The sequence below is a fragment of the Xanthomonas sp. CFBP 8445 genome, assembly GCF_025666235.1.
GTDB lineage: Bacteria > Pseudomonadota > Gammaproteobacteria > Xanthomonadales > Xanthomonadaceae > Xanthomonas_A > Xanthomonas_A indica.
On record NZ_CP102594.1, the window covers coordinates 1,262,879 to 1,281,852 of the forward strand.

The 18,974-nt window shown below is 70.5% G+C and carries 14 protein-coding genes; 6 read left to right on the forward strand and 8 right to left on the reverse strand.

Annotated features, from left to right (window positions below):
* Positions 1-116: 116 nt before the first annotated feature.
* The 3 genes from NUG21_RS05450 to NUG21_RS05460 form a co-directional block, all read right to left on the reverse strand.
* Positions 117-5,885 (reverse strand): GLUG motif-containing protein, encoded by a 5,769-nt coding sequence (locus tag NUG21_RS05450; protein WP_263392489.1) that lies wholly within the window; start codon positions 5,883-5,885, stop codon positions 117-119.
* A 13-nt stretch (positions 5,886-5,898) separates the two neighbouring features.
* A complete protein-coding gene (locus tag NUG21_RS05455; protein ID WP_263392490.1) occupies positions 5,899-7,596 on the reverse strand; it encodes a ShlB/FhaC/HecB family hemolysin secretion/activation protein in 1,698 nt (565 codons plus the stop codon).
* A 251-nt stretch (positions 7,597-7,847) separates the two neighbouring features.
* Complete coding sequence (locus NUG21_RS05460; protein ID WP_160947538.1) at positions 7,848-8,390, reverse strand: O-acetyl-ADP-ribose deacetylase; 543 nt, start codon at positions 8,388-8,390, stop codon at positions 7,848-7,850.
* A 125-nt stretch (positions 8,391-8,515) separates the two neighbouring features.
* On the opposite strand from NUG21_RS05460, the gene NUG21_RS05465 reads away from it, so the two are divergent.
* The gene (locus NUG21_RS05465) at positions 8,516-9,019 is read left to right on the forward strand and encodes a hypothetical protein (protein ID WP_263392491.1); all 504 of its coding nucleotides are present in this window, start codon (positions 8,516-8,518) and stop codon (positions 9,017-9,019) included.
* A gap of 22 nt (positions 9,020-9,041) precedes the next feature.
* Here NUG21_RS05465 and NUG21_RS05470 read toward each other — a convergent pair whose 3' ends face one another.
* Positions 9,042-9,548: a methyltransferase family protein gene (locus NUG21_RS05470; RefSeq protein ID WP_160947540.1), complete on the reverse strand. Its 507-nt coding sequence runs from the start codon at positions 9,546-9,548 to the stop codon at positions 9,042-9,044.
* Between the two features lie 274 nt (positions 9,549-9,822).
* Between NUG21_RS05470 and NUG21_RS05475 the strand changes: the two genes are divergently transcribed.
* Complete coding sequence (locus NUG21_RS05475; protein WP_263392492.1) at positions 9,823-10,947, forward strand: nucleoside hydrolase; 1,125 nt, start codon at positions 9,823-9,825, stop codon at positions 10,945-10,947.
* Positions 10,948-11,027: 80 nt separating this feature from the next.
* A complete protein-coding gene (locus NUG21_RS05480; protein ID WP_263392493.1) occupies positions 11,028-11,558 on the forward strand; it encodes a tetratricopeptide repeat protein in 531 nt (176 codons plus the stop codon).
* On the opposite strand, the gene cysK is transcribed toward NUG21_RS05480, so the two are convergent.
* Both cysK and cobA read right to left on the reverse strand, forming a co-directional pair.
* Complete coding sequence (gene cysK, locus NUG21_RS05485) at positions 11,486-12,445, reverse strand: cysteine synthase A (protein WP_242080543.1); 960 nt, start codon at positions 12,443-12,445, stop codon at positions 11,486-11,488. The genes NUG21_RS05480 and cysK overlap by 73 nt on opposite strands.
* Before the next feature lie 25 nt (positions 12,446-12,470).
* Complete coding sequence (gene cobA / locus NUG21_RS05490) at positions 12,471-13,655, reverse strand: uroporphyrinogen-III C-methyltransferase (protein ID WP_263392494.1); 1,185 nt, start codon at positions 13,653-13,655, stop codon at positions 12,471-12,473.
* 167 nt (positions 13,656-13,822) lie between these two features.
* Here cobA and NUG21_RS05495 point away from each other — a divergent pair, with 167 nt between their 5' ends.
* Together NUG21_RS05495 and NUG21_RS05500 are read left to right on the forward strand one after the other, a co-directional pair.
* On the forward strand, positions 13,823-14,806 hold the full coding sequence (locus tag NUG21_RS05495) for a LysR family transcriptional regulator (RefSeq protein WP_160947544.1): 984 nt from the start codon (positions 13,823-13,825) through the stop codon (positions 14,804-14,806).
* A 547-nt stretch (positions 14,807-15,353) separates the two neighbouring features.
* Positions 15,354-15,941 (forward strand): LURP-one-related/scramblase family protein, encoded by a 588-nt coding sequence (locus NUG21_RS05500; RefSeq protein WP_160947545.1) that lies wholly within the window; start codon positions 15,354-15,356, stop codon positions 15,939-15,941.
* A 403-nt stretch (positions 15,942-16,344) separates the two neighbouring features.
* Here NUG21_RS05500 and NUG21_RS05505 read toward each other — a convergent pair whose 3' ends face one another.
* Both NUG21_RS05505 and arsC read right to left on the reverse strand, forming a co-directional pair.
* Entirely contained in the window at positions 16,345-17,547 is a 1,203-nt protein-coding gene (locus NUG21_RS05505) for a GAF domain-containing sensor histidine kinase (RefSeq protein WP_160947546.1), read from the reverse strand.
* Positions 17,548-17,679: 132 nt separating this feature from the next.
* Entirely contained in the window at positions 17,680-18,105 is a 426-nt protein-coding gene (gene arsC / locus NUG21_RS05510; RefSeq protein WP_019796721.1) for an arsenate reductase (glutaredoxin), read from the reverse strand.
* 413 nt (positions 18,106-18,518) lie between these two features.
* Between arsC and NUG21_RS05515 the strand changes: the two genes are divergently transcribed.
* The gene (locus NUG21_RS05515) at positions 18,519-18,923 is read left to right on the forward strand and encodes a DUF2946 family protein (RefSeq protein WP_263392495.1); all 405 of its coding nucleotides are present in this window, start codon (positions 18,519-18,521) and stop codon (positions 18,921-18,923) included.
* Positions 18,924-18,974 lie beyond the last annotated feature (51 nt).

An 18,974-nucleotide genomic window follows, 5' to 3' on the forward strand; every position in this document is an offset into this window, starting at 1 on the left:
GCACCGGATCGTGCGTTCCGGGATGGCCCTTGCGGCCCCGGCGTGCCGCCGGGAGCCGTCGTGATGGCGTTGCCGTGACCTGACGACACCGTCGCGGTGTCGTCAGGCCATCCCGGTCACTGTCGGATGATGCAGCTGTCCGCGGATGCGTTGGACGTGCCGCTCGGGGTGCAGGCGACGCTCGGGGCGCGGATGCCGCCATCGACGATCAGGATCGAGTCGGTGGCGGCCGTGACGGTGCCACCGCCGCTGGCCTGTGTCGCCGCAGCCAGTTCCTTGGCGGCTTCGTCGGCCTTTTGCTGACGCGTCGGTGCCGCGCCGACGGCATCGCTGGTCGTTGCGACGGCGACCGAGGTGTTGATCGCCTGCACGGCCGTGGTGGTCAGCTGGGTACCGGCACCACCGCCATCGCCACTGCCGGGGACCACGTTCAACAGGCCGTCGACGTAGGTGATGGCGTAGTTGGACAGCCCCGCGCCGGTGGCACCGGACGCGGTGATGGCGTAGTTGCCGACCGCGGCGTTGGCGCCGGCACCGGCGCTGTCCAGGGCGACGCCGGCGACGGTGTCGCCGTTGAGCAGGCCGGAGACACGGTAGCCGCTCAGGGTGGCGGTGCTGCCGACGGTCTTGCTGGCGTCGCTGGCGACGATACGCAGGGTGGCCGGATCGACGCGGAGGCTGCCATCGACGTAGCTGATGACATAGTTGGACAGCCCTGCGCCGCTGGCGCCGGAGGCGGTGATCGCGTAGGTGCCGACCGCGGCGCCGGCACCGGCGCCGGCGCTGCCCAGGGCGACGCCGGCGACGGTGTCGCCGTTGAGCAGGCCGGACACGCTGTAGCCGCTGAGGTTGGCCGTGCCGCCGTAGGTCTTGTTGGCGTCGGTGGCGACGATACGCAGGGTGGCCGGATCGACGCGGAGGCTGCCATCGACGTAGCTGACGACGTAGTTGGAGAGTCCTGCGCCGGTGGCGCCGGAGGCGGTGATCGCGTAGTTGCCCACCGCCGCGCCGCTGCCGGCGCCCGCGCTGCTCAGCGCGACGCCGGACACCGTGTCGTTGCCGACCAGGCCGGAAACGCTGTAGCCGCCGAGGTTGGCGGTGCCGCCGTAGGTCTTGGAGCCCGAGGTCGCCGTCACCGTCAGCGTCGCCGGGGTGATGCTGATACCGCCGGAGACCACGTAGGCGATGTCGTAGCCCTGCTGCGAGGACGCCAGGCCGCCGAGCTGCAGCGTGCCGTTGCCCGTGGTGTAGCGGCCGACCCCATTGCCGGTGGTCGCGTACCGCAGCGACGAGCCGAACAGCAGGCCAGGGTCGAAGGCGCCGCCGATCGTATAGGACGCGAGCGTGCCGCTGACAGCGTTGCCGTCGTAGGTCTTGTCGAGGCCGGAGACGCCGGTGGTGATCGTCAACGGGGTCAGGAAGCTGCGCAGCAGCGGCGTGCCCATCTGTTCGTACAGGCGCCAGGCCAGGCCGGTGCCGCCGCGGTCGTCGATCGCCCAGCCGGCGTCGGTGAAGGTGGACAGCGTGTTCAGCGCGCTCCAGGACCTGCCGCCGCTGATCGCGTCGATGCTGCCGCCGCTGTTGCCGACCGTGTTCAGGCCCACGTTCCGCGGATTGCCGCCGATGTCGGTGGCGAAGAAGCTGGCGACGATGCTGCCGTTGGAGTTGGAGCCGACCAGGCCGCCGACCGCGCCGGTGCCGGAGACGTTGCCGGTGGCGTAGGAGTTGCGCACGGTGTTGTTGTAGTTCACGCCGACCAGTCCGCCGACATAGGCCGTGCCGGTGGCATCGCCGCTAGCGTAGGTGTTGGCGATGGTGCCGTTGTCGTTGTAGCCGGCCAGCCCGGCGACATACATGTCGCCGGAGACGTTGCCGGTGGCGTAGGCATTGCCGATGCTGCCGCCGTCGTTGTAGCCCACCAGCCCGCCGAGATAGTTGGTCCCGGACACGGTGCCGGTGGCGTAGGACGCGCCGACGCTGCCGGTGTCGCTGTAGCCGGCCAGTCCGCCGACAAAGCTGCCGCCGGAGACGTTGCCGGTGGCGTGGGTGGACGCGAGGCTGCCGTGGTCGAGGGTGCCGACCAGGCCGCCGAGTTCGGATGAGGTGCCGTTTGCCGCGCCGTTCACCGCGCCGGTCGCGTATGCCGTATCGATCGTGGCGGAGCTGCGTCCGACCAAGCCGCCAACGCTCCGGGTTCCCGACACGTTGCCGCTGGCATACGCGTTCTGGATGCTGCCGGCGCCGGCCATGCCGACCAGGCCGCCGGCGCTCGAGGTGGTCGCGGTGACATTGCCGGTGGCGTGGACGTTCTGCAGGGTGCTCTGGATGGCATTGCCGATCAGTCCGCCGACGTTGTTGCCGGTGGTCGTGCTGGTGCTGCTGACGTTGCCGGTGGCGAAGGCGTTGGTATAGCTGCCCTGGTAGTCGTTGCCGACCAGGCCGCCGACGCTGCTGCCGCCGGAGACCGTGCTCGACGAGGACGAGGCGCTGATCGTGCCGTTGGCGTTGCTGCCGATCAGCCCGCCGACATAGTTGCCGCTGTAGGGGCCGCCGCTGCCGACCACGGTGCCGCTGGTCTGCACGCCGGCGATCGTCCCGGCATTGTTGTAGCCGGTGAGGCCACCGACGAAGTTGCCGGTGCCGCTCATGGTGCCGTTGACGCTGATGCCGCTGAGGGTGCCGGCATTGAAGCCGGCGACGCCGCCCACGTAGGCGGTGCCCACGACGGTGGCGCCGGTCAGGGCCAGGTTGCCGATCTGGCTGGCGAGGCCGGTATTGCCGAACAGGCCGACGTAGGACGCGCCGCCGCGTGCGATGGTCAGCCCGGCGATCGTGTGGTTTGCGCCGTTGAGGCTGCCCGTGAAGGCGCCGGTGCTGTCGCCGACCGGGCTGAAGCCGGCGCTGCTCCACATGCCGCTGGCATTGCTGCCGGCGGTCTGGCTGGCGTCGATGTCGGCGGACAGGCTGTAGCTGGCCGCCAGGTTGTACGCCATCAACTGCAACTGGTGCGCGTTGCCGATGGTGGTGCTGTACTCGCTGGCCAGGAACGGGCGCGTCTGCCCCTCGATCATGATCCAGGTCGGGTTGCCGTTGCCGTCGCTGGCGACATAGACATTGCTGCTGCCGGCGAGCAGCGCCCAGTTGCCGAGATTGCCGTAGCTGGTGTGGCTGTAGCGGTTGCCGCTGCCGAAGCTGGTCAGGTTGGTCACGCTGCCGCTGCCGCCGTTGCTGATGGCATTGGCCTGGCCGGTGCTGCCGACGTCCCAGGACGCGTTGCTGACGCTGCCCGTATTGGCGCCGACCAACCCGCCGACGTTGTTGGTGCCGTTGACCGCACCGGTGGCGTAACTGTTGCTGACGCTGCTGGAGGTGACGGCTGCGCTGCCCGGATTGTTGATGCCCACCAGCCCGCCCACCGAGGTCGGCGCAGTGACGCTGCCGGTGGCGTAGGTGTTGGCGATGGCGCTCTGGTAGTTCATGCCGACCAGCCCGCCGACGCCGTAGCTGGTGCCGATCACGCTGCCGCTGGCATAGCTGTTCTGGATCGTGCCGGCATTCTGGTTCGTTCCGACCAGGCCGCCGACAGAGTTGGTGCCGCTCACGGTGCTGGTGGAATACGTATTGGTGAGGCTGCCGCCGTCGTTGTAGCCGACCAGGCCGCCCGTGTTGCTGGAGCTGCCGGTCACGCTGCCGGTGCTGTGGGAATTGCGGATCGTGCCGCTGACGTTGTTGCCCGCCAGGCCGCCGACCGCGCTTTGCCCGTTGACGTTGCCGGTGAACGCGCCGTTGTCGATCAAGCCCAGGTTGTAGCCGGTCAATCCGCCGACGCCGCCCGAGGTGCCGGTCACGCTGCCGTCGACGGTGACGTTCTTGATCGCGCCCTGGCCGTAGCCGACCAGGCCGCCGACGTAATAGCCGCCGGAGACGGACACATTGCCCAGGTGCAGATCGCGGATGACGCTGTTGCTGCTGGTGGTGCCGAACAGGCCGACGTAGCCGCTGGCGCCGGAGATGGTCAGGTTGTTGATGCTGTGGCCGAGGCCGGCCAGCTTGCTCTGGAAGGAGGACACCAGGGCGCTGCTGCGGGTGACGCCGCTCAGATCGATGTCCTGGGCCAGCGCATAGGAACCAGGGGTGTTGAAATAGGTGGCCGCGTCGGCCAGCGAGTGGATCAGCCGGTACGCCTGTCCGTTGATGCTCAGGCTGGCATGCGCGCCGCCGAGCGAGACCGGCGCGTTGACGTAGTAGTCGCCCGTGCCGCCGACGCTGCCGTTTTCGGTATAGCCGGCGTAATTCAGCACCAGGCCGGCCGTGTCGCCGGTCGCGGTGACGGCGGCATTGAGGTGGATGCTGTGGTACGCGTCCAGGGTCAGCGTGGAGTTGCCGCTCCAGCCGATCGCCGCATTGACGTTGATGTCGCCGGCGCCGCTGCTCACGTTGCCCGGACCGCTGGCGTTGGTGAGGGTGGCGAGCAGGGTGACGTTGGTGCCGCCATTCAACGCGCCGCTGATGGTGCTGGCCGCCGCGCTGTCCACGGTCAGGTCTTCCGGGTCGACCAGCCAGGTGCCGGCGCTGCCGGGGCCGGCGGCCTTGGCGCCGACGGCGATCCCAGAGAAGTCGACGGTGTGGCCGCTGGTTTCGAGCAGGCCGCCGTTGCCGCTGCCGGCGGCGTTGGCGCGCAGCGTTCCATGCACTGCGGTGTGGCCGTCTGACCAGACCACGACCGAGCCGCCGTTGCCCTGGCCGGTCGCGCTGGCATCGAGCCTCGCACCGCTGGCGACCGTGGCCGCGCTGGCGTGTTGCAACTGTTCGCCGCCCTGGTAGCCGCCGCCGATGCGGATACTGCCGCCGGCCGCGGTGCCGCTGGCATCGATGCGGCCATCGACGTTCACCGCGCCATCGGACAGCACCTGCACGCTGCCGCCGTGGGGGCCGGAGACATCGATGCGGCCGCTGCTGGCGACGTCGCCGCCGCTGCCGACCAGGCGCACGCTGCCGCCGGAGGTGTCGATGCCGGTGGCTTCAAGCGTGCCGGTATTGTTGACCAGCAACTGCGACAGCCCGGTGCTGCCGGCCTGCAGCAGGATCTGTCCGCCGTTGGCGCGCAGGCTGCCGCTGTTCTCCACCGCCGCCGCGGCGCCGTCCACCGACTGGCTGGCGGCCGCGACCATCTGCATGCCGATGGCGCCGGCCGCGTCCATGGTCACCCTGACCTGGTCGGCGGAGAGCAGGCGGATGGCGCCGCCGTCGGCGGTGATGCTGCCGCGGTTGGCGACATGGTTGCCGACCAGGTTGACCGAGCCGCCGTTGCCGGCGCGGATGCTGCCCTGGTTGATCACGCTGGCGGCGCCATGCTCGCCGCGGGCGAGCAGGTAGCCGTGGTCATCGTCGCCGGCCAGGCCCAGCGAACTGGCGACCAGGCCGCCGACGTTCACCTGCGCGTGGTTGCCGAACAGGATGCCGGCGGAGTTGATCAGGAACACGTTGCCGTTGGCGCGCAGGCTGCCGTCGATGACGCTGGCGCCGCGGCTGGCATCGATCAGGTTGAGCGCCACCGCCGAACTGGAGGGCTGCACGAACACCACGCTGGCATCCTTGCCGACGTTGAAGCTGTTCCAGTTCAGCACGGCCTTGGCGGCGTTCTGGTCGATCTGCAGCGTGCCGCCGTTCTGCGACACGGTGGCGCCGGTGGCGCTGGACAGCGACGGCACGCCGCTGGCGTAGGCCGGCGCGGCCAGTGCGCAGGCCAGGGCGAAGGGCAGCAGCGGCGCGGCCAGGCGCGCAGCGCTCGCGCCAGCGCTGCCGGCGTGGCCGGCGGCGACTTCGGAGGCGACCTGGAGCACGCCGAGACTGCGGTTGAAGACGAGGCGGTAGATGCGGTTCATGGGGATCCCCAGGTCAGAAGGTCAGGCCGAAGCGGGCCCAGTAGCGCACGTCCTTGCCGTCGCCCGGCTGGGTGGTGCCGGTGGGCTTGGCTGCGGCCAGATCGAACGAGAGCCCGTGCCAGTCGGGCAGCCGGAAGCCGAGGCCCACACCAGCGCCTTCGAAGGTGGTAACGCTGTCGTACACGGCGCGGTTGGCGCCGTTGGGGTAGACCCGGCCGTAGTCGTAGAACACGCTGGCGGTCAGCAGCTGGCCCCAGGCGCGACCGCCGAACGGCGAGGCGGCGGTGGCGAAGCCGGGTGCGTCCACCTGGTACTCCAGGCCGGAATCGAAGCCGCGGTCGCCGAGCGCGGCGCCGAGCGGGAAGGCGCGCACGCTGGTCGGTCCGCCCAGCGAGAACTGTTCCAGCGGGGTCAGGGTGTCGTCGCTGTACTGGCCGTTGAAGCGCAGCTGCAGGCGCTGCGTGGCGGTCAGCCCCTGCAGCCGGGTGTAGCTCAGGCGGGCGACCGTGAAGTGGCGGTCGTGGCGGGCGTACAGGTAGTCGGTCTGCGGCGAGTCGTCGTCGAGCGCGCCGCGCACGCTGAGCTGCAGCAGGTCGATGGCGTGGCGCTGGCGGTCGTCGTGGCGCACGCTGGTACCGAGCTCGGCCACGTCGAATTTCTGCTTGGACAACAGCACGCCCAGGCCCTGCAGGCGCGAGCTCTCCTTGACCAGGTGCAGCCAGCTCTGCACGCGCCAGGCGTCGGAATTGACGAATTTCCAGTCCAGGCCCAGTGCCGTCTGCTGGGTCGGACCGTGGATGTCGAGCGTGGCGAACGCGCCGTTGTCGAGGTTGACCACGCTGCGCGTGTAGGACGCGCTGGCGCTGAGGCCGTCCACGCCGGCGATCGGCACCTGGTAGGCGAAGCTGCCCTGCCAGGTATTGGCCGGATCCAGCGCATAGGCGTAGCTGGCCGACAGGTGGTCGCCCAGGCCCAGCGGGTTGTTCCAGTCCACGCCGAGCTGGGCGCGGTAGCGGCCGATGCTCGGGGTGCCGTAGTTGCTGGCCCCGACGCTGACCTGCAGCGGACGCTCCTCGCTGGCCTGGATCACCACGTCGGTCTCGCCGGGATTGGCGCCGGGCTTGAGCACGGAGGTGGCGGAGACGCCCGGCAGGTCGCGGGTGTACAGCAGCGCCGATTGCAGGTCCTGCTGGCGCAGGATCTGGCCCTGCAGGGCCAGGGCGGGGCTGGCGATCAGGCGGTCGTCGTAGCGGCGCGCGCCCTCGACGGTGATCTTGCCGACCCGGCCTTCGATCACGCGGATCTCGACCACCTGGTCCGGTCCCAGGGTCTGCACCGGCAGATACGCGCGGGCGACCAGGAAGCCGGCCTGGCGATAGGCCTGGGTCAGCGCGTCGGCGATCTGCTGCAGTTGCGCGAAGCTGAGCTGGGCCGGCAGCGTGCCGCCGCCGAGCGTACGCAGGCGGGCGTCGGCCAGCGCCTGCAGGCGCGCCGGATCGATCCGCTCGCGCGGATGGTCGCTGACGCCGGTGACGCGGATCGCCTGTACCGCGATCGGGGTCGTCGCCTCGGCGGCCGTGCCGGTGGCCGGAGCGGCCTCCTGGGCAAAGGCCGGCACGCAGCTCAGGGTCAGGGCGAGGCCGGCGGCCCACGGAAGCGCGAACAGCGCATTCGCCAGCGTGCTTGGACGCGGACGGCAGGAGATCGTCATGATGTTAAGGCGGCGTTAGGATTGAGGCTCGCGCAATGTAGCCTTCCGACCGCGGATCAATCTGAGCAAATCTGAGCGCGGCATCACTCTTTGCCGCGTCCCCCGACACGGTGTCGGGGAAATACCCACAGTGGCAGTGCGGGTGTTGTTACTGCGGACCCTTCAACGCCCGCCATAGGGTGAAAGGCAGGCCTTGCAAGGTCAGAGGTGGGCAATGGCTGCCTGGTTGAGCCTCGCCAGCGGTCGGCCGCTCAGGCCGCGGTGGCGCACTGCACGTCGCGCAGCGCCTGCCGATACGCCTTGGCGGTGGCCTCGTTGTAGGCCACCAGGATGATCCGCTTGGGCACCGCGTGCGCGCGCTGCCAGGCATCGGTCTCGGTGACCGCGATGCGCGCGGCCTGGTGCAGCGGATAGCCATAGACGCCGCAACTGATCGCCGGGAACGCCACCGAGTGCAGACCCATCTGCTCGGCCAGGCGCAGCGTGCGCCAGTAGCAGTTGGCGAGCAGCGCGGGTTCGTTGTGGGCGCCGTCGCGCCACACCGGGCCGACGGTATGCAGCACGTGCCGCGCCTTGAGCCGGTGGCCCGCGGTCGCGCGAACCTCGCCCACCGGGCAGCGCACGCCGGGCTTGAGTTCCGGCAGACGCCGGCACTCTTCCAGCAGGTCCGGGCCGGCGGCACGGTGGATGGCGCCGTCCACGCCACCGCCGCCGAGCAGGGACTCGTTGGCGGCGTTGACGATCGCGTCCACGTCGAGTTCGGTGATGTCGCCTTGCCAGATTTCGATGTTCATGACGCGATCTTTAGGGGAGCCGAATGATGGACACGTGAGGGCAGGGCCACCGCCGTCGCGCGCTGCCACAGCCGCTTAACCGGCCGGCGGCAAGACTGGCGCGTCCCGATCTCAGCACCTGCGACATGAACCCGAACCCGCCGCCCCCGCAGGTTGCCGATGCCCTCGCGCAGGGTCAGATCATCCAGGCGATCAAGCTGCTGCGGACCCACACCGGCATGGACCTGCGCAGCGCCAAGGAGCAGGTCGACGCGTGGCTGCTGGCCGGCGCGGCACGCTCGGTGACCGAACTGCTCGACCGCCACGCCTCCGGCCCGGCAGTGGCCACCAGGCCGGACACCGCAGCCAGGACGCAGGCGTCGGCCGTGCCAGAGGAACGGCGCCTGCCGCCGGCGGCGGAGCTGGCGCTGCGCCGCGGCGAGCGGCGCGAGGCCGCCAAGCTGGTGTTCGCGCACTACCCGGACATGTCGCTGCGCGAGGCACTGGACCTGGTGCAACGGCATCTGCGGACGGCGCCGACGCTGGGCGCCGCCTCGACGGTGAGCGCCGGCGACCGCGGCGGGCGCTGGCGCTGGCTCCTGCTGGCGCTGCTGCTGGCCGCGGCGGCGGCCTGGTGGCTGGCGCGCTGAGACGCGCCGGCGTGGCCGGTGGCTACAGCCAGCGCGCGACCTGCGCGCAGTAGCGGTCGTAGGCGCTGCCGAAGCGCTCGCGCAGGCGCGCTTCCTCGTAGGGGATCACCACCCACTGCAGGGCCAGCAGCGGCAACGGCAGCAGCAGCGCCGACCACGGCCAGCCGATCTGTATGCTCAGGCCGAGATAGCTCAGGGTCAGGCTGACGTACATCGGATTGCGGGTATGCCGGTACGGCCCGTGGCAGACCAACTGCGCCGGCATGCGCTCGGGCAGCAGGGTGGTGCGATCGCGCGCGAACAGCACGAAGCACCAGCACGCCAGCAGCAGACCGGCGAGCGCAACCGCGCCGCCGCCCAGTTGCAGCCAGGCCAGCGTGGCGCCCTGCGGCAGCGGCAGCGGAATCGCGCGCTGCAGGCTCGCGCCGAGCAGCAGCGCCAGCAGGAAATGCGCCGGCGAGGTCGTGCGGACCAGCAGCGGCACCCGCGTCTGCGCACGCGCAGGTAGTCGATCGGTTCGGTCGTGCATGCAGTCCTTCCGTGGTGTGGGGGCGCGCCAAGTTTACGCGGCTGCCCACGGCATCGGCGCGGGCCGCGCGTCGTCGCCTCCCGTCATGGTGCAACGCGCGCCGGCACACCGCGGGGCATCGCCGCGCGTGGCGATGCAGGCAAACCCGATTACCCTAGCGCCCACGCGGCACGTCGGCTGTTCCGTTTCGACGCGCCGCCCTTCTCGCATCGAGCGGCGTGCCCGCGCGCCGATCGCGCCGTGTTTCCCGTTTCGCCACCGACCGTCCCGCCTCATGCCGATCGCCTCTGCCAGTACCGCCACCACGCTCACCTCACCATCCGCTAACGCCCCGCGCCGCCGCGTCATCCTCGAAGACGACATCGACGGCTTCACCCCCGCGCAGCTGTTGTTGCTGCAATCGCCCGAGGTCGAGGTGCTCGGCATCTCGGTGGTCAGCGGCAACATCTGGCGCGACGAGGCGCTGGCGCACACGCGTCGCCTGCTCGAGATCGCCGGGCGCGGCGAGGTGCCGGTGCTGCCCGGCCCGGTGTTCCCGCTGCTCAACAGCGAGCTGGCCACCGAGCGCTGGGAGGCGCTGTACGGCAAGTTGCTGTGGAAGGGCGCCTGGACCCGGCAATGGGTCGAGCACGACACGGTGCAGAGCGCGCCGCGCTACCACGCTCACGACGTGGTCCCGGATCTGCCGCTGGGCAATCCGAGCGTGGTGCAGGCGGCCAGCGAACCTGCCGCCTTGTTCATGATCCGCAAGGTGCGCGAGTTCCCGGGCGAGGTCAGCATCGTCGCCACCGGGCCACTGACCAACCTGGCGCTGGCGCAGCGGCTGGATCCGGAGTTCGCCTCGCTGGCCAAGGAACTGGTCTACATGGGCGGCAGCCTCAATCCGCGGCAGCGCCGCGACAGCGTCTCGGCGGCGCAGTTCGCGCGCGAGTTCGTCAATTCGCCGCGGCGCGAGTTCAACATCCGCTGGGATCCGGAAGCGGCCAGCATCGTGATGCGCGCGCCGTGGCGGCGCATGGTGATGGTGCCGGTGGATCCGTCCACCGCCACCGAACTGACCCCGCAGCTGCTGGCGCGGATGAGCGCCGCCGACACCCCGATCGGCCATGCGCTGCGCCGGCGCGAACCCGGCTTCCCGATGTGGGACGAACTGGCCACCGCGGTGTGGCTGCGTCCGCAGCTGGCCACCGTCAGCGAGACCCTGTACGTGGACACCAACACCGAGTTCGGCGCCGGCTACGGCGACATCCTGTCGTGGGCGCCGGGCTACCAGCCGGGTTTGGGCGAGCAGGCGCAACAGGTGGTGCGCGAGGTCGACGTGGAGGCGATCGAACAGTTGCTGATCGAACGCCTGACCGCGCCGCAGCCGCCGGCGCTGGGCGCGCCGTTGCCGGGCTGAGGCATGGCGCATGCGGAGCTGCAGTCCGGCGCAAGGCGCGTTGCCGTGACGTGCAGCGAACCCGCCTGGATGCCGCCTGCGTGCGGCGCAGGCGCGGCGTCTGCCTGGGCTCTGCCCGCATGAGCGCGTCCTCGCCCAATGACCGCCTCGCGCAAGCGAAGGCCTTGGCCATGTCGGCGTTCCAGGACGCGCAGCGTGCCGATGCGCTGCTGGCGCAGGCCGAGGCGCTGCTGCGCGCAGTGGCCAGGGCGGTGCCGGCCGATGCCGACGCGCTCACCTGCCTGGGCGCAGTGCTGTGCGATCGCGGACACTACCGGCGCGCGTTGACGGCGCTGCGCCGCGCCGTGCGCTTGCAGTCCCACGATCGCAATACCTATTTCAACCTCGGCGTGGCGCTGCTCAACGCGGGCCGGGAGGCCGAGGCCATGGCGGCGTTCCGGAAGGCGGCCACCTTGCGTGCCGCACCTGGGTCGTGGGCGGCGTATTTCGATCCGCACGCGCACGAGCGATGCCGCGCCTGTGTGGCGCGGCGATGTGCTTACGGCAACCCGGCCAGCCAGTCGTCGTCGCTGCCTTCGTTGATGTCGGCGAACAGCGGCGTGGAGAAGTAGCGCTCGCCGGTATCGGGCAGCATCGCCAGGATCACCGCGCCGGGCGCCGCGGTTTCGGCCACGCGCAGCGCGGTGGCGACGGTGCCGCCGCCGGAGATGCCGGTGAAGATGCCTTCCTCGGCGGCGAGGCGGCGCGACACCGTGATGGCGTCGGTGTCCTCCACGCTCAGCACTTCGTCGTAGACCTCGCGGTTGAGCACGTCCGGTACGAAGTCCGGGGTCCAGCCCTGGATCTTGTGCGGCTTCCACTCCTGGCCCTGCAGCAGGGCCGCGCCGGCCGGCTCGGTGGCGGTGATGCGGACTTCCGGGCGGGCCAGGCGCAGCACTTCGCCAACGCCGGTGAGGGTGCCGCCGGTGCCCCAGCCGCTGACGAAGTGGTCGAGCCGGCGGCCGGCGAAATCGCGCAGGATCTCCGCGGCGGTGGTGCTGCGGTGATAGGCCGGGTTGGCCGGGTTGGCGAACTGCCGGGCCAGGAACCAGCCGTGCTGCTTGGCCAGTTCCTCGGCCTTGCGCACCATGCCGCTGCCGCGCTCGGCGGCCGGGGTCAGGATGACCTTGGCGCCGTAGGCGCGCATCAGCTTGCGGCGCTCGATCGAGAAGGTCTCCACCATCGTCGCCACGAACTTGTAGCCGCGCGCGGCGGCGACCATCGCCAGGGCCACGCCGGTGTTGCCGGAGGTCGCCTCGACGATGGTGTCGCCGGGCTTGAGCAGGCCGCGCGCCTCAGCGTCGAGCACGATCGCCAGGGCCAGGCGGTCCTTGACCGAGCCGCCGGGATTGAAGGCCTCGACCTTGACGTACAGGTCCACGTGCGCCGGCGCCAGGCGCTGCAGCTTGACGATCGGGGTGTGGCCGATGGTGTCGAGGATGTTGTCGTAGATGGCCATGCGTGGGGTCTCCGAAAAGTGCGGGTCAGGCGGCGTGGGCCAGGGTAGGCACGGCCGGCTTCGGGGAAGGTGAGGGTGCCGCGCTCAGCGGCGCGGCGCCGAACCAGTGCAGGGTCGACGCCAGCGCCGCCACCTCGCCCAGGATCAGCAGCGCCGGCGAGCGCACGCCGTGCGCGCGGGCGGTGTCCGGCAGGTCGGCGAGGGTGCCGGTGATTACTCGCTGTTCGGGGCGTGAGCCGTTTTCGACCAGGGCGAACGGGGTGTCGGCGGCGCGGCCGGCGCGCAGCAGGCGCGTGCGCACCGTGTCCAGCCCGGCCACGCCCATGTACACCGCCAGGGTCTGCCGTTGCTGCGCCAGCGCGGCCCAGTCCAGGGTGTCGAACGAATCCTTGCAGTGCGCGGTGACCAGGCGCAGCGACTGCACATGGTCGCGATGGGTCAGCGGGATGCCGGCGTACGCGGCGCAGGCCAGCGCCGCGGTGATGCCGGGCACCACCGCGTAGGGCACGGCGTGGGCGCGCAGGTATTCCAGTTCCTCGCCGCCGCGACCGAACACGAACGGGTCGCCGCCCTTCAGCCGCACCACCCGGCGTCCGCGCCGCGCGTGTTCCAGCAGCAGCGCATGGATCTGCTCCTGGGCCACGCTGTGGCCATCGGCCGACTTGCCGACGGCGATGCGTTCGGTGCCGGCCGGCAGCAAGTGCAGGATCGCGGGGCTGACCAGACGGTCGTGCAGCACTACGTCGGCCTGGCGCAACGCATGCAGCGCCAGGCCGGTGAGCAGGCCGGGATCGCCGGGGCCGGCGCCGACCAGGGTCACGCTGCCCGGGCGCAGTGGCAGCGCCTCGCCCGTGGCGGTATCGGCGGCCTCGGCCGCAGACACCGGCTCGGCCGGCAACGCTTGCGCCAATACCCGCCGCGCGGCCGCCGCCTGCAGCGCCTGTCGGTTGGTCGCAGCGTCCTCGCTGGCGGCCACCAAGTACCAGACCGTCTCCAGCCAGGCCGTATCGAAGCTGCCACGCAGCCACGCCAGCCGGCCATCCGCGGCCAGCGCGTGCAGTGCCGGGGTGAGACTCGGCGCCGCCACCCGCGGCACGGCGCCGGCGGCCAGCAGCGCCTGCACCTGGCGCTCGGCGGCCGCACCGCCGCCGATCACCAACACGGCCCGGTCGCGCAGGTCCGGATACAGGGCAATCGGGGCAGGGCTCACAGGGACGGCTCGCAACGCGGGGAGGGGCGGAGTGACGACCGTAGCGCCGGCTCATAGCCCCAGGAAATGACTTCATGCCCAAGGCAGATAGCTTTCGGTTATAAGGTGAAAGGCCGAATTCCACTACAGTCGAGCGTCCCGCCTGGCGGCGCCTCGCCCTCGTCCCGATGACGCTGACCCAACTCCGCTATCTCGTCGCCATTGCCGATGCCGATCTGAACATCACCCTGGCGGCGGCGCGCGTGCATGCCACCCAGCCGGGGCTGTCCAAGCAGCTCAAGCAACTGGAGGACGAACTGGGCTTCCTGCTGTTCGTGCGCAAGGGCCGCAGCCTGGAAACGGTGACCCCGGCCGGGCGCGAGGTGATCGAGCGCGCCCGTGCGGTGCTGGCCGAGGCCAACAACATCCGCACCTACGCGGCCAACCAGCGCCGCGAGAGCCAGGGCCAGTTGACCCTCACCACCACCCACACCCAGGCGCGCTTCGTGCTGCCGCCGGCGGTGGCGCAGATCAAGCAGGCCTATCCGCAGGTCAGCGTGCACCTGCAGCAGGCCGCCGAGAGTGCGGCGCTGGACCTGCTCAGCCAGGGCGATGCGGACATTGCCATCGTCAGCACCGCCGGCACCGCGCCGGCCGCCGGCATCGCCGTGCCGCTGTATCGCTGGCGGCGGCTGGTGCTGGTGCCGCGCGGGCATGCGCTGGACATGCCGAAGCGGGTGCCGGACATGGCCGCGCTGGCGGCGCAGCCGCTGATCAGCTACGAATCCTCGACCCGCGCCGGCTCCTCGCTGCAGCGCGCCTTCGGCCGGCTCGGGCTGGAGCCGCGGATCGCGCTGACCGCACTGGACGCGGACCTGATCAAGACCTACGTGCGCACCGGGCTGGGCGTGGGCCTGCTGGCGGAGATGGCGGTGAGCGCCAACGACACTGACCTGCGCGCATGGCCGGCGCCGCCGGAGATTCCGGACTGCATCGCCTGGGCGGTGCTGCCGCGCGACCGGGTACTGCGCGACTACGCGCTGGAGCTGGTGCACGTGCTGGCGCCGCAGATCGACACGCGCGACCTGCGCCGGGTGATGGAAGGCAACCAGCAGCCGGACTGGCCGGCACCGCCGAGCTGGGAAGAACTCACCCAGACCATCACCAGCTAGACGCCGGGAGCCGGGAATCGGGATTGGGGAATCGCGGTGAAGCTGAGAATGGGGAATCGGGATTGGGGAATCGCTACAGCGGCGCCTTGTGCTCGATGTGTTGACTGGCTTCGGGCAGGCATCCGAGCGAAAGGCATGCGGGCAACGATACTGCGGCCTGTGCGGGATGCTGGAACGAAAACCACGCAGCGACGCATCGACGTGGCCGCTTGGCGCGGCTGATCAGGCCATCGCCAGCCAAGGCGCGGTGAAGCCGGGGATGGGGAATCGGGATTGGGGAATCACGACAGCGACGCCCCGTGCTCCATGCGTCGATTGGCTTCGGGCAACGGCATCGCGGCCTGCGCTGGAATGCTGGAATGAAGACCACGCACGGGCATGGTTGACTGCCGCGTGCGTTGCCGCGGCCGGAGCCGCCCCCTATCATGCGGCCCCTTCTGCCACCCGGCGGACCGCGACCCTGGACTGCCGGCGGCTGCCGGCCATGCGCCGCCGCCGTGTGGCCGACGCCCGGGGCGCGTCGACTTTCCCAACGCAAGGACGCCCGATGCATCCTGTTCTCCAGCACAACCTGTTCTTCGTCAAGGAACAGGTCGGCATGTTCAAGGCCGCCAACAACTACGACGTATTCGATCCGCACAGCAACCGCAAGCTGCTGGAATGCCGCGAGCCGCACCTGGGCGTGTTCACCAAGCTGCTGCGCTTCACCGACTACAAGCGCATGACCCCGTTCCAGGTGGAAGTGCGCACGCCGGACGGGCACAAGGTGCTGACCGTGAGGCGCGGCGTGTCGCTGTTTTTGTCCACGGTCGAGGTGCTGGACGAGCACGACCGGCGCGTGGGCTCCTTCAGCCAGAAGTTCTTCTCCATCGGCGGCAAGTTCGATGTGCTCGATGCCCAGGGCGCGCCGGTGTGCACGCTGCGCGGCAAGTGGACCAGCTGGGATTTCCGCTTCGTGCAGGGCGAGCGCGAACTGGCGCAGGTGTCCAAGAAATGGGCGGGACTGGGCAAGGAACTGTTCACCAGCGCAGACAACTACATGCTGTCGATCGCCGAGAGCCTGCCGGCCGAGGATCCGCGGCGGATCCTGATCATGGCGGCGGTGTTGTGCATCGATATGGTGTTGAAGGAGTGATGGTGAAGCCGGGAATGGGGAATCGGGATTAGGGAAGCGCGTGAAGCCGGGAATGGGGAATCGGGATTGGGGAATCGCAAAAGCCGGCTTCTCGCGGCTGTTGCACCCTGGCCCCACCACGCTGAGTGGGAGGCGCCGTTGTGGGAGGGACTTCAGTCCCGACTGCAATGCTGCGGGAAGATCCTAGGGCTTCGCTTGTTGCTGCCGAGGGCTAGCCCAATGCGCGATTGCCCGTAGGAGCGGCTTCAGCCGCGACGGGCATTCCCTGTGGCGTGTCGCATCTGCTGCCCAACGGCGCTTCTTTGCCACAGCCCAGGCGGTGCTAGGCCCCAACCCCTTCTTCCCCCTGGAGAAGGTGCCCCGAAGGGGCAGACGAGGGTGCGGAGACCTGCGCCAGCGCGACTCAGGCGTCGGCCGTTGCTGCCGGCAGCAGCACGGTGAAGCGGCTGCCATGGCCGGGCTGGCTGCGGACTTCGACGGCGCAGCCCAGGGTCTCGGCGGTGCGGCGGACGATCCACAGGCCCAGGCCGAGGCCGTCGCTGCGCGGGTCGGCCTGTTGGAAGGCCTGGAACATCGTGCGTAGGCCGGCTTCGTCCATGCCGATGCCGCGGTCGATGATTTCCACCGCCACGCGATCGCCCCGGCGCCGGCAGCCGATCAGCACCTTGCCCTGCGCGGTGTACTTGACCGCGTTGCCCAGCAGGTTGCCGAGCAGCGTCGACAGCAGGGGAGCGCTGCTGCGCACGCGCAGCGAGGTCGGCACGCTGCGCAGCTGTACGCCCTTGGCCGCGGCCTGCGGCTGCCAGGTGGCCAGGATCGGCGCCAGTACGTCGGCCAGGGCCAGGTCGTGCAGCGCAGGCAGGCGCAATTCGCCGGCGGCGGCATTGGTGGCGAGCTGGTCGAGCCCGCTGGCGACCTGGTTCAAGGCCGCGCGTGCGGTCTCCAGCGGGCCGTCCTGCGCGGCGTCGTGCTGGCGCTGCAGCTTGCTCAGCGCGTAGGACGCGGTGCGCAGCGGGGTCTTCAGATCGTGGCCGGCGATGGCCATCAGGCGGCTGCGGTAGTGGTTGGATTCCTGCGCCAGCTGCAGCGCCTTGCGCAGTTCCAGTTGACCCATCGCCTGTCGCGCCAGCGCGCGCAGCGCTTCGATCTGCTCGTAGCTGAGCTGGCGCGGGCGCCGATCCAGCACGCATACCGTGCCCAGGGCCAGGCCGTCGGAGGTCTTCAGCAGCGCGCCGGCGTAGAAGTGCAGGCGCATCTCGCCGGTCACCAGCGGATTGCAGGCGAAGCGCGGGTCCTCGCGGGTATCCGGCACCAGCAGCAGGTCGTCCTCGAGCAGGGCGTGCGCGCACAGCGAGGTGGCCAGCGGGGTTTCGCGCGTGCCCAGCCCGATCTCGCTCTTGAACCACTGGCGCTCGCTGTCGATCAGGTTGACCACCGCGATCGGCGCCTGGCAGATCAGCGCCGCCAGCCGGGTGATGTCGTCGAATGCCGGCTCGCGCGGCGTGTCCAGGATCGCGTAGCTGTGCAACGCGTCAAGGCGCAGCGCTTCGTTGCGTGGCTTGACCGCGCAGTAGACCGGGTCGGCGGCGGGTTCGACGGTGGACATGCAGCGCGGCTCGGTCAGGAAGACGCGCAGTCTATGGTACCTGTCACGGTTTTTGCCGACGCGGCGTTCACATGGCGCTCGCGTGGGCTGCACCTGCCCTTAGCGAATCCGTCGGTCCCCGCCGTCAGCGCTTCAGCCCACCCAGCGGCCCTGTGCGTCGACCAGCGGCGTGCCGTCCTCCTTGGCGAAGGCGCCACGCTGCGGCGATGGCAGGATGTCCAGCACGGTCTCCGAGGGCCGGCACAGGCGCGTGCCCAGTGGGGTAACCACGATCGGCCGGTTGAGCAGGATCGGGTGCTGCAGCATGGCGTCCAGCAATGCGTCCTCGCCCAGCGCCGGATCATCCAGTCCAAGTTCGGCGTACGGCGTGCCCTTCTGCCGGATCAGTGCGCGCAGCGGCTGGCCGCTGGCAGCCGCCAGCGCCTGCAGCGTGGCGCGGTCCGGCGGCGTCTTCAGGTACTCGATCACGGTCGGTTCGACGCCGCTGTTGCGGATCAGCCCGAGTACGTTGCGCGATGTGCCGCAGGCAGGGTTGTGATAGATCGTGATGATGGGCATGCGGCGGCTCGTTGGTTGGGCGGGACAAGGGCGACCGTACGGAAATCTTCTGCGCGGCCGCGGCCGATGGTGCCGCAATCGCGGTGCCATGCAAGGGCGACGCGCGTCGGGCACGCCATGTGCACGGCGCCCGTGGCGGTCGTCGCCAGGTGGGAAAGGCCGGCCTGGCGTCGATCCACAGAAACGGGATGATCCGGCCGGGCAACGCATGGACCGCCTTGCCGGGCGACTGGCAGGCGGCAGGACGACGGCGCTGGGGCTACGGCCGGACGGAGGTAGCGGCCGCCATTGCGGAGTGCGGCCTGCCGACCGAGGACGCGTCCTTCCTGCACCGCCACGACGCGCCTGCGTCACTTCGCCGCACGCGGCGTCGCACGCGTTTCAATGGCCAGCGCACCCTCTAGAATGCGCCGATGGTCCGTCTCCGCCAGTTGCCGTCGTATTGGGCCGCGCTCGCCGCGCTGGCGCTCGGCCTGTTGCTGCTGGCGCCGCCGATCAGCCAGTGGCGGCAGGCACAGGCCGAGGCGGCCGCGCTGCAGGACCAGGCGCTGTGCACCAGCGGCGGCCTGCGCCTGGCGGCGCTGGCAGGTGCCGTCTCCGCGGCGCATGGCGGCCATCACGACGATGCCGGCCTGGCGCACGCGCCGGCCTGCGATTATTGCCTGCTCGCCGCGCGGCTGCTGCCGTGGGTGGCGCTGTTGCTGGCGTTGCTGCCCTGGCGCTGCCCTCCGGCGCCGGGGGCGGCGCTGCGCCGCCGTGCCGTCACGGCCACCGCACGCCGTGCACACCCGGTACGCGGGCCGCCGCTGTTCTCCTGATCCACGGGTTGCCGTTTCCGTGCCGCGGCATCGCTGCGGCATGTCCTCGTG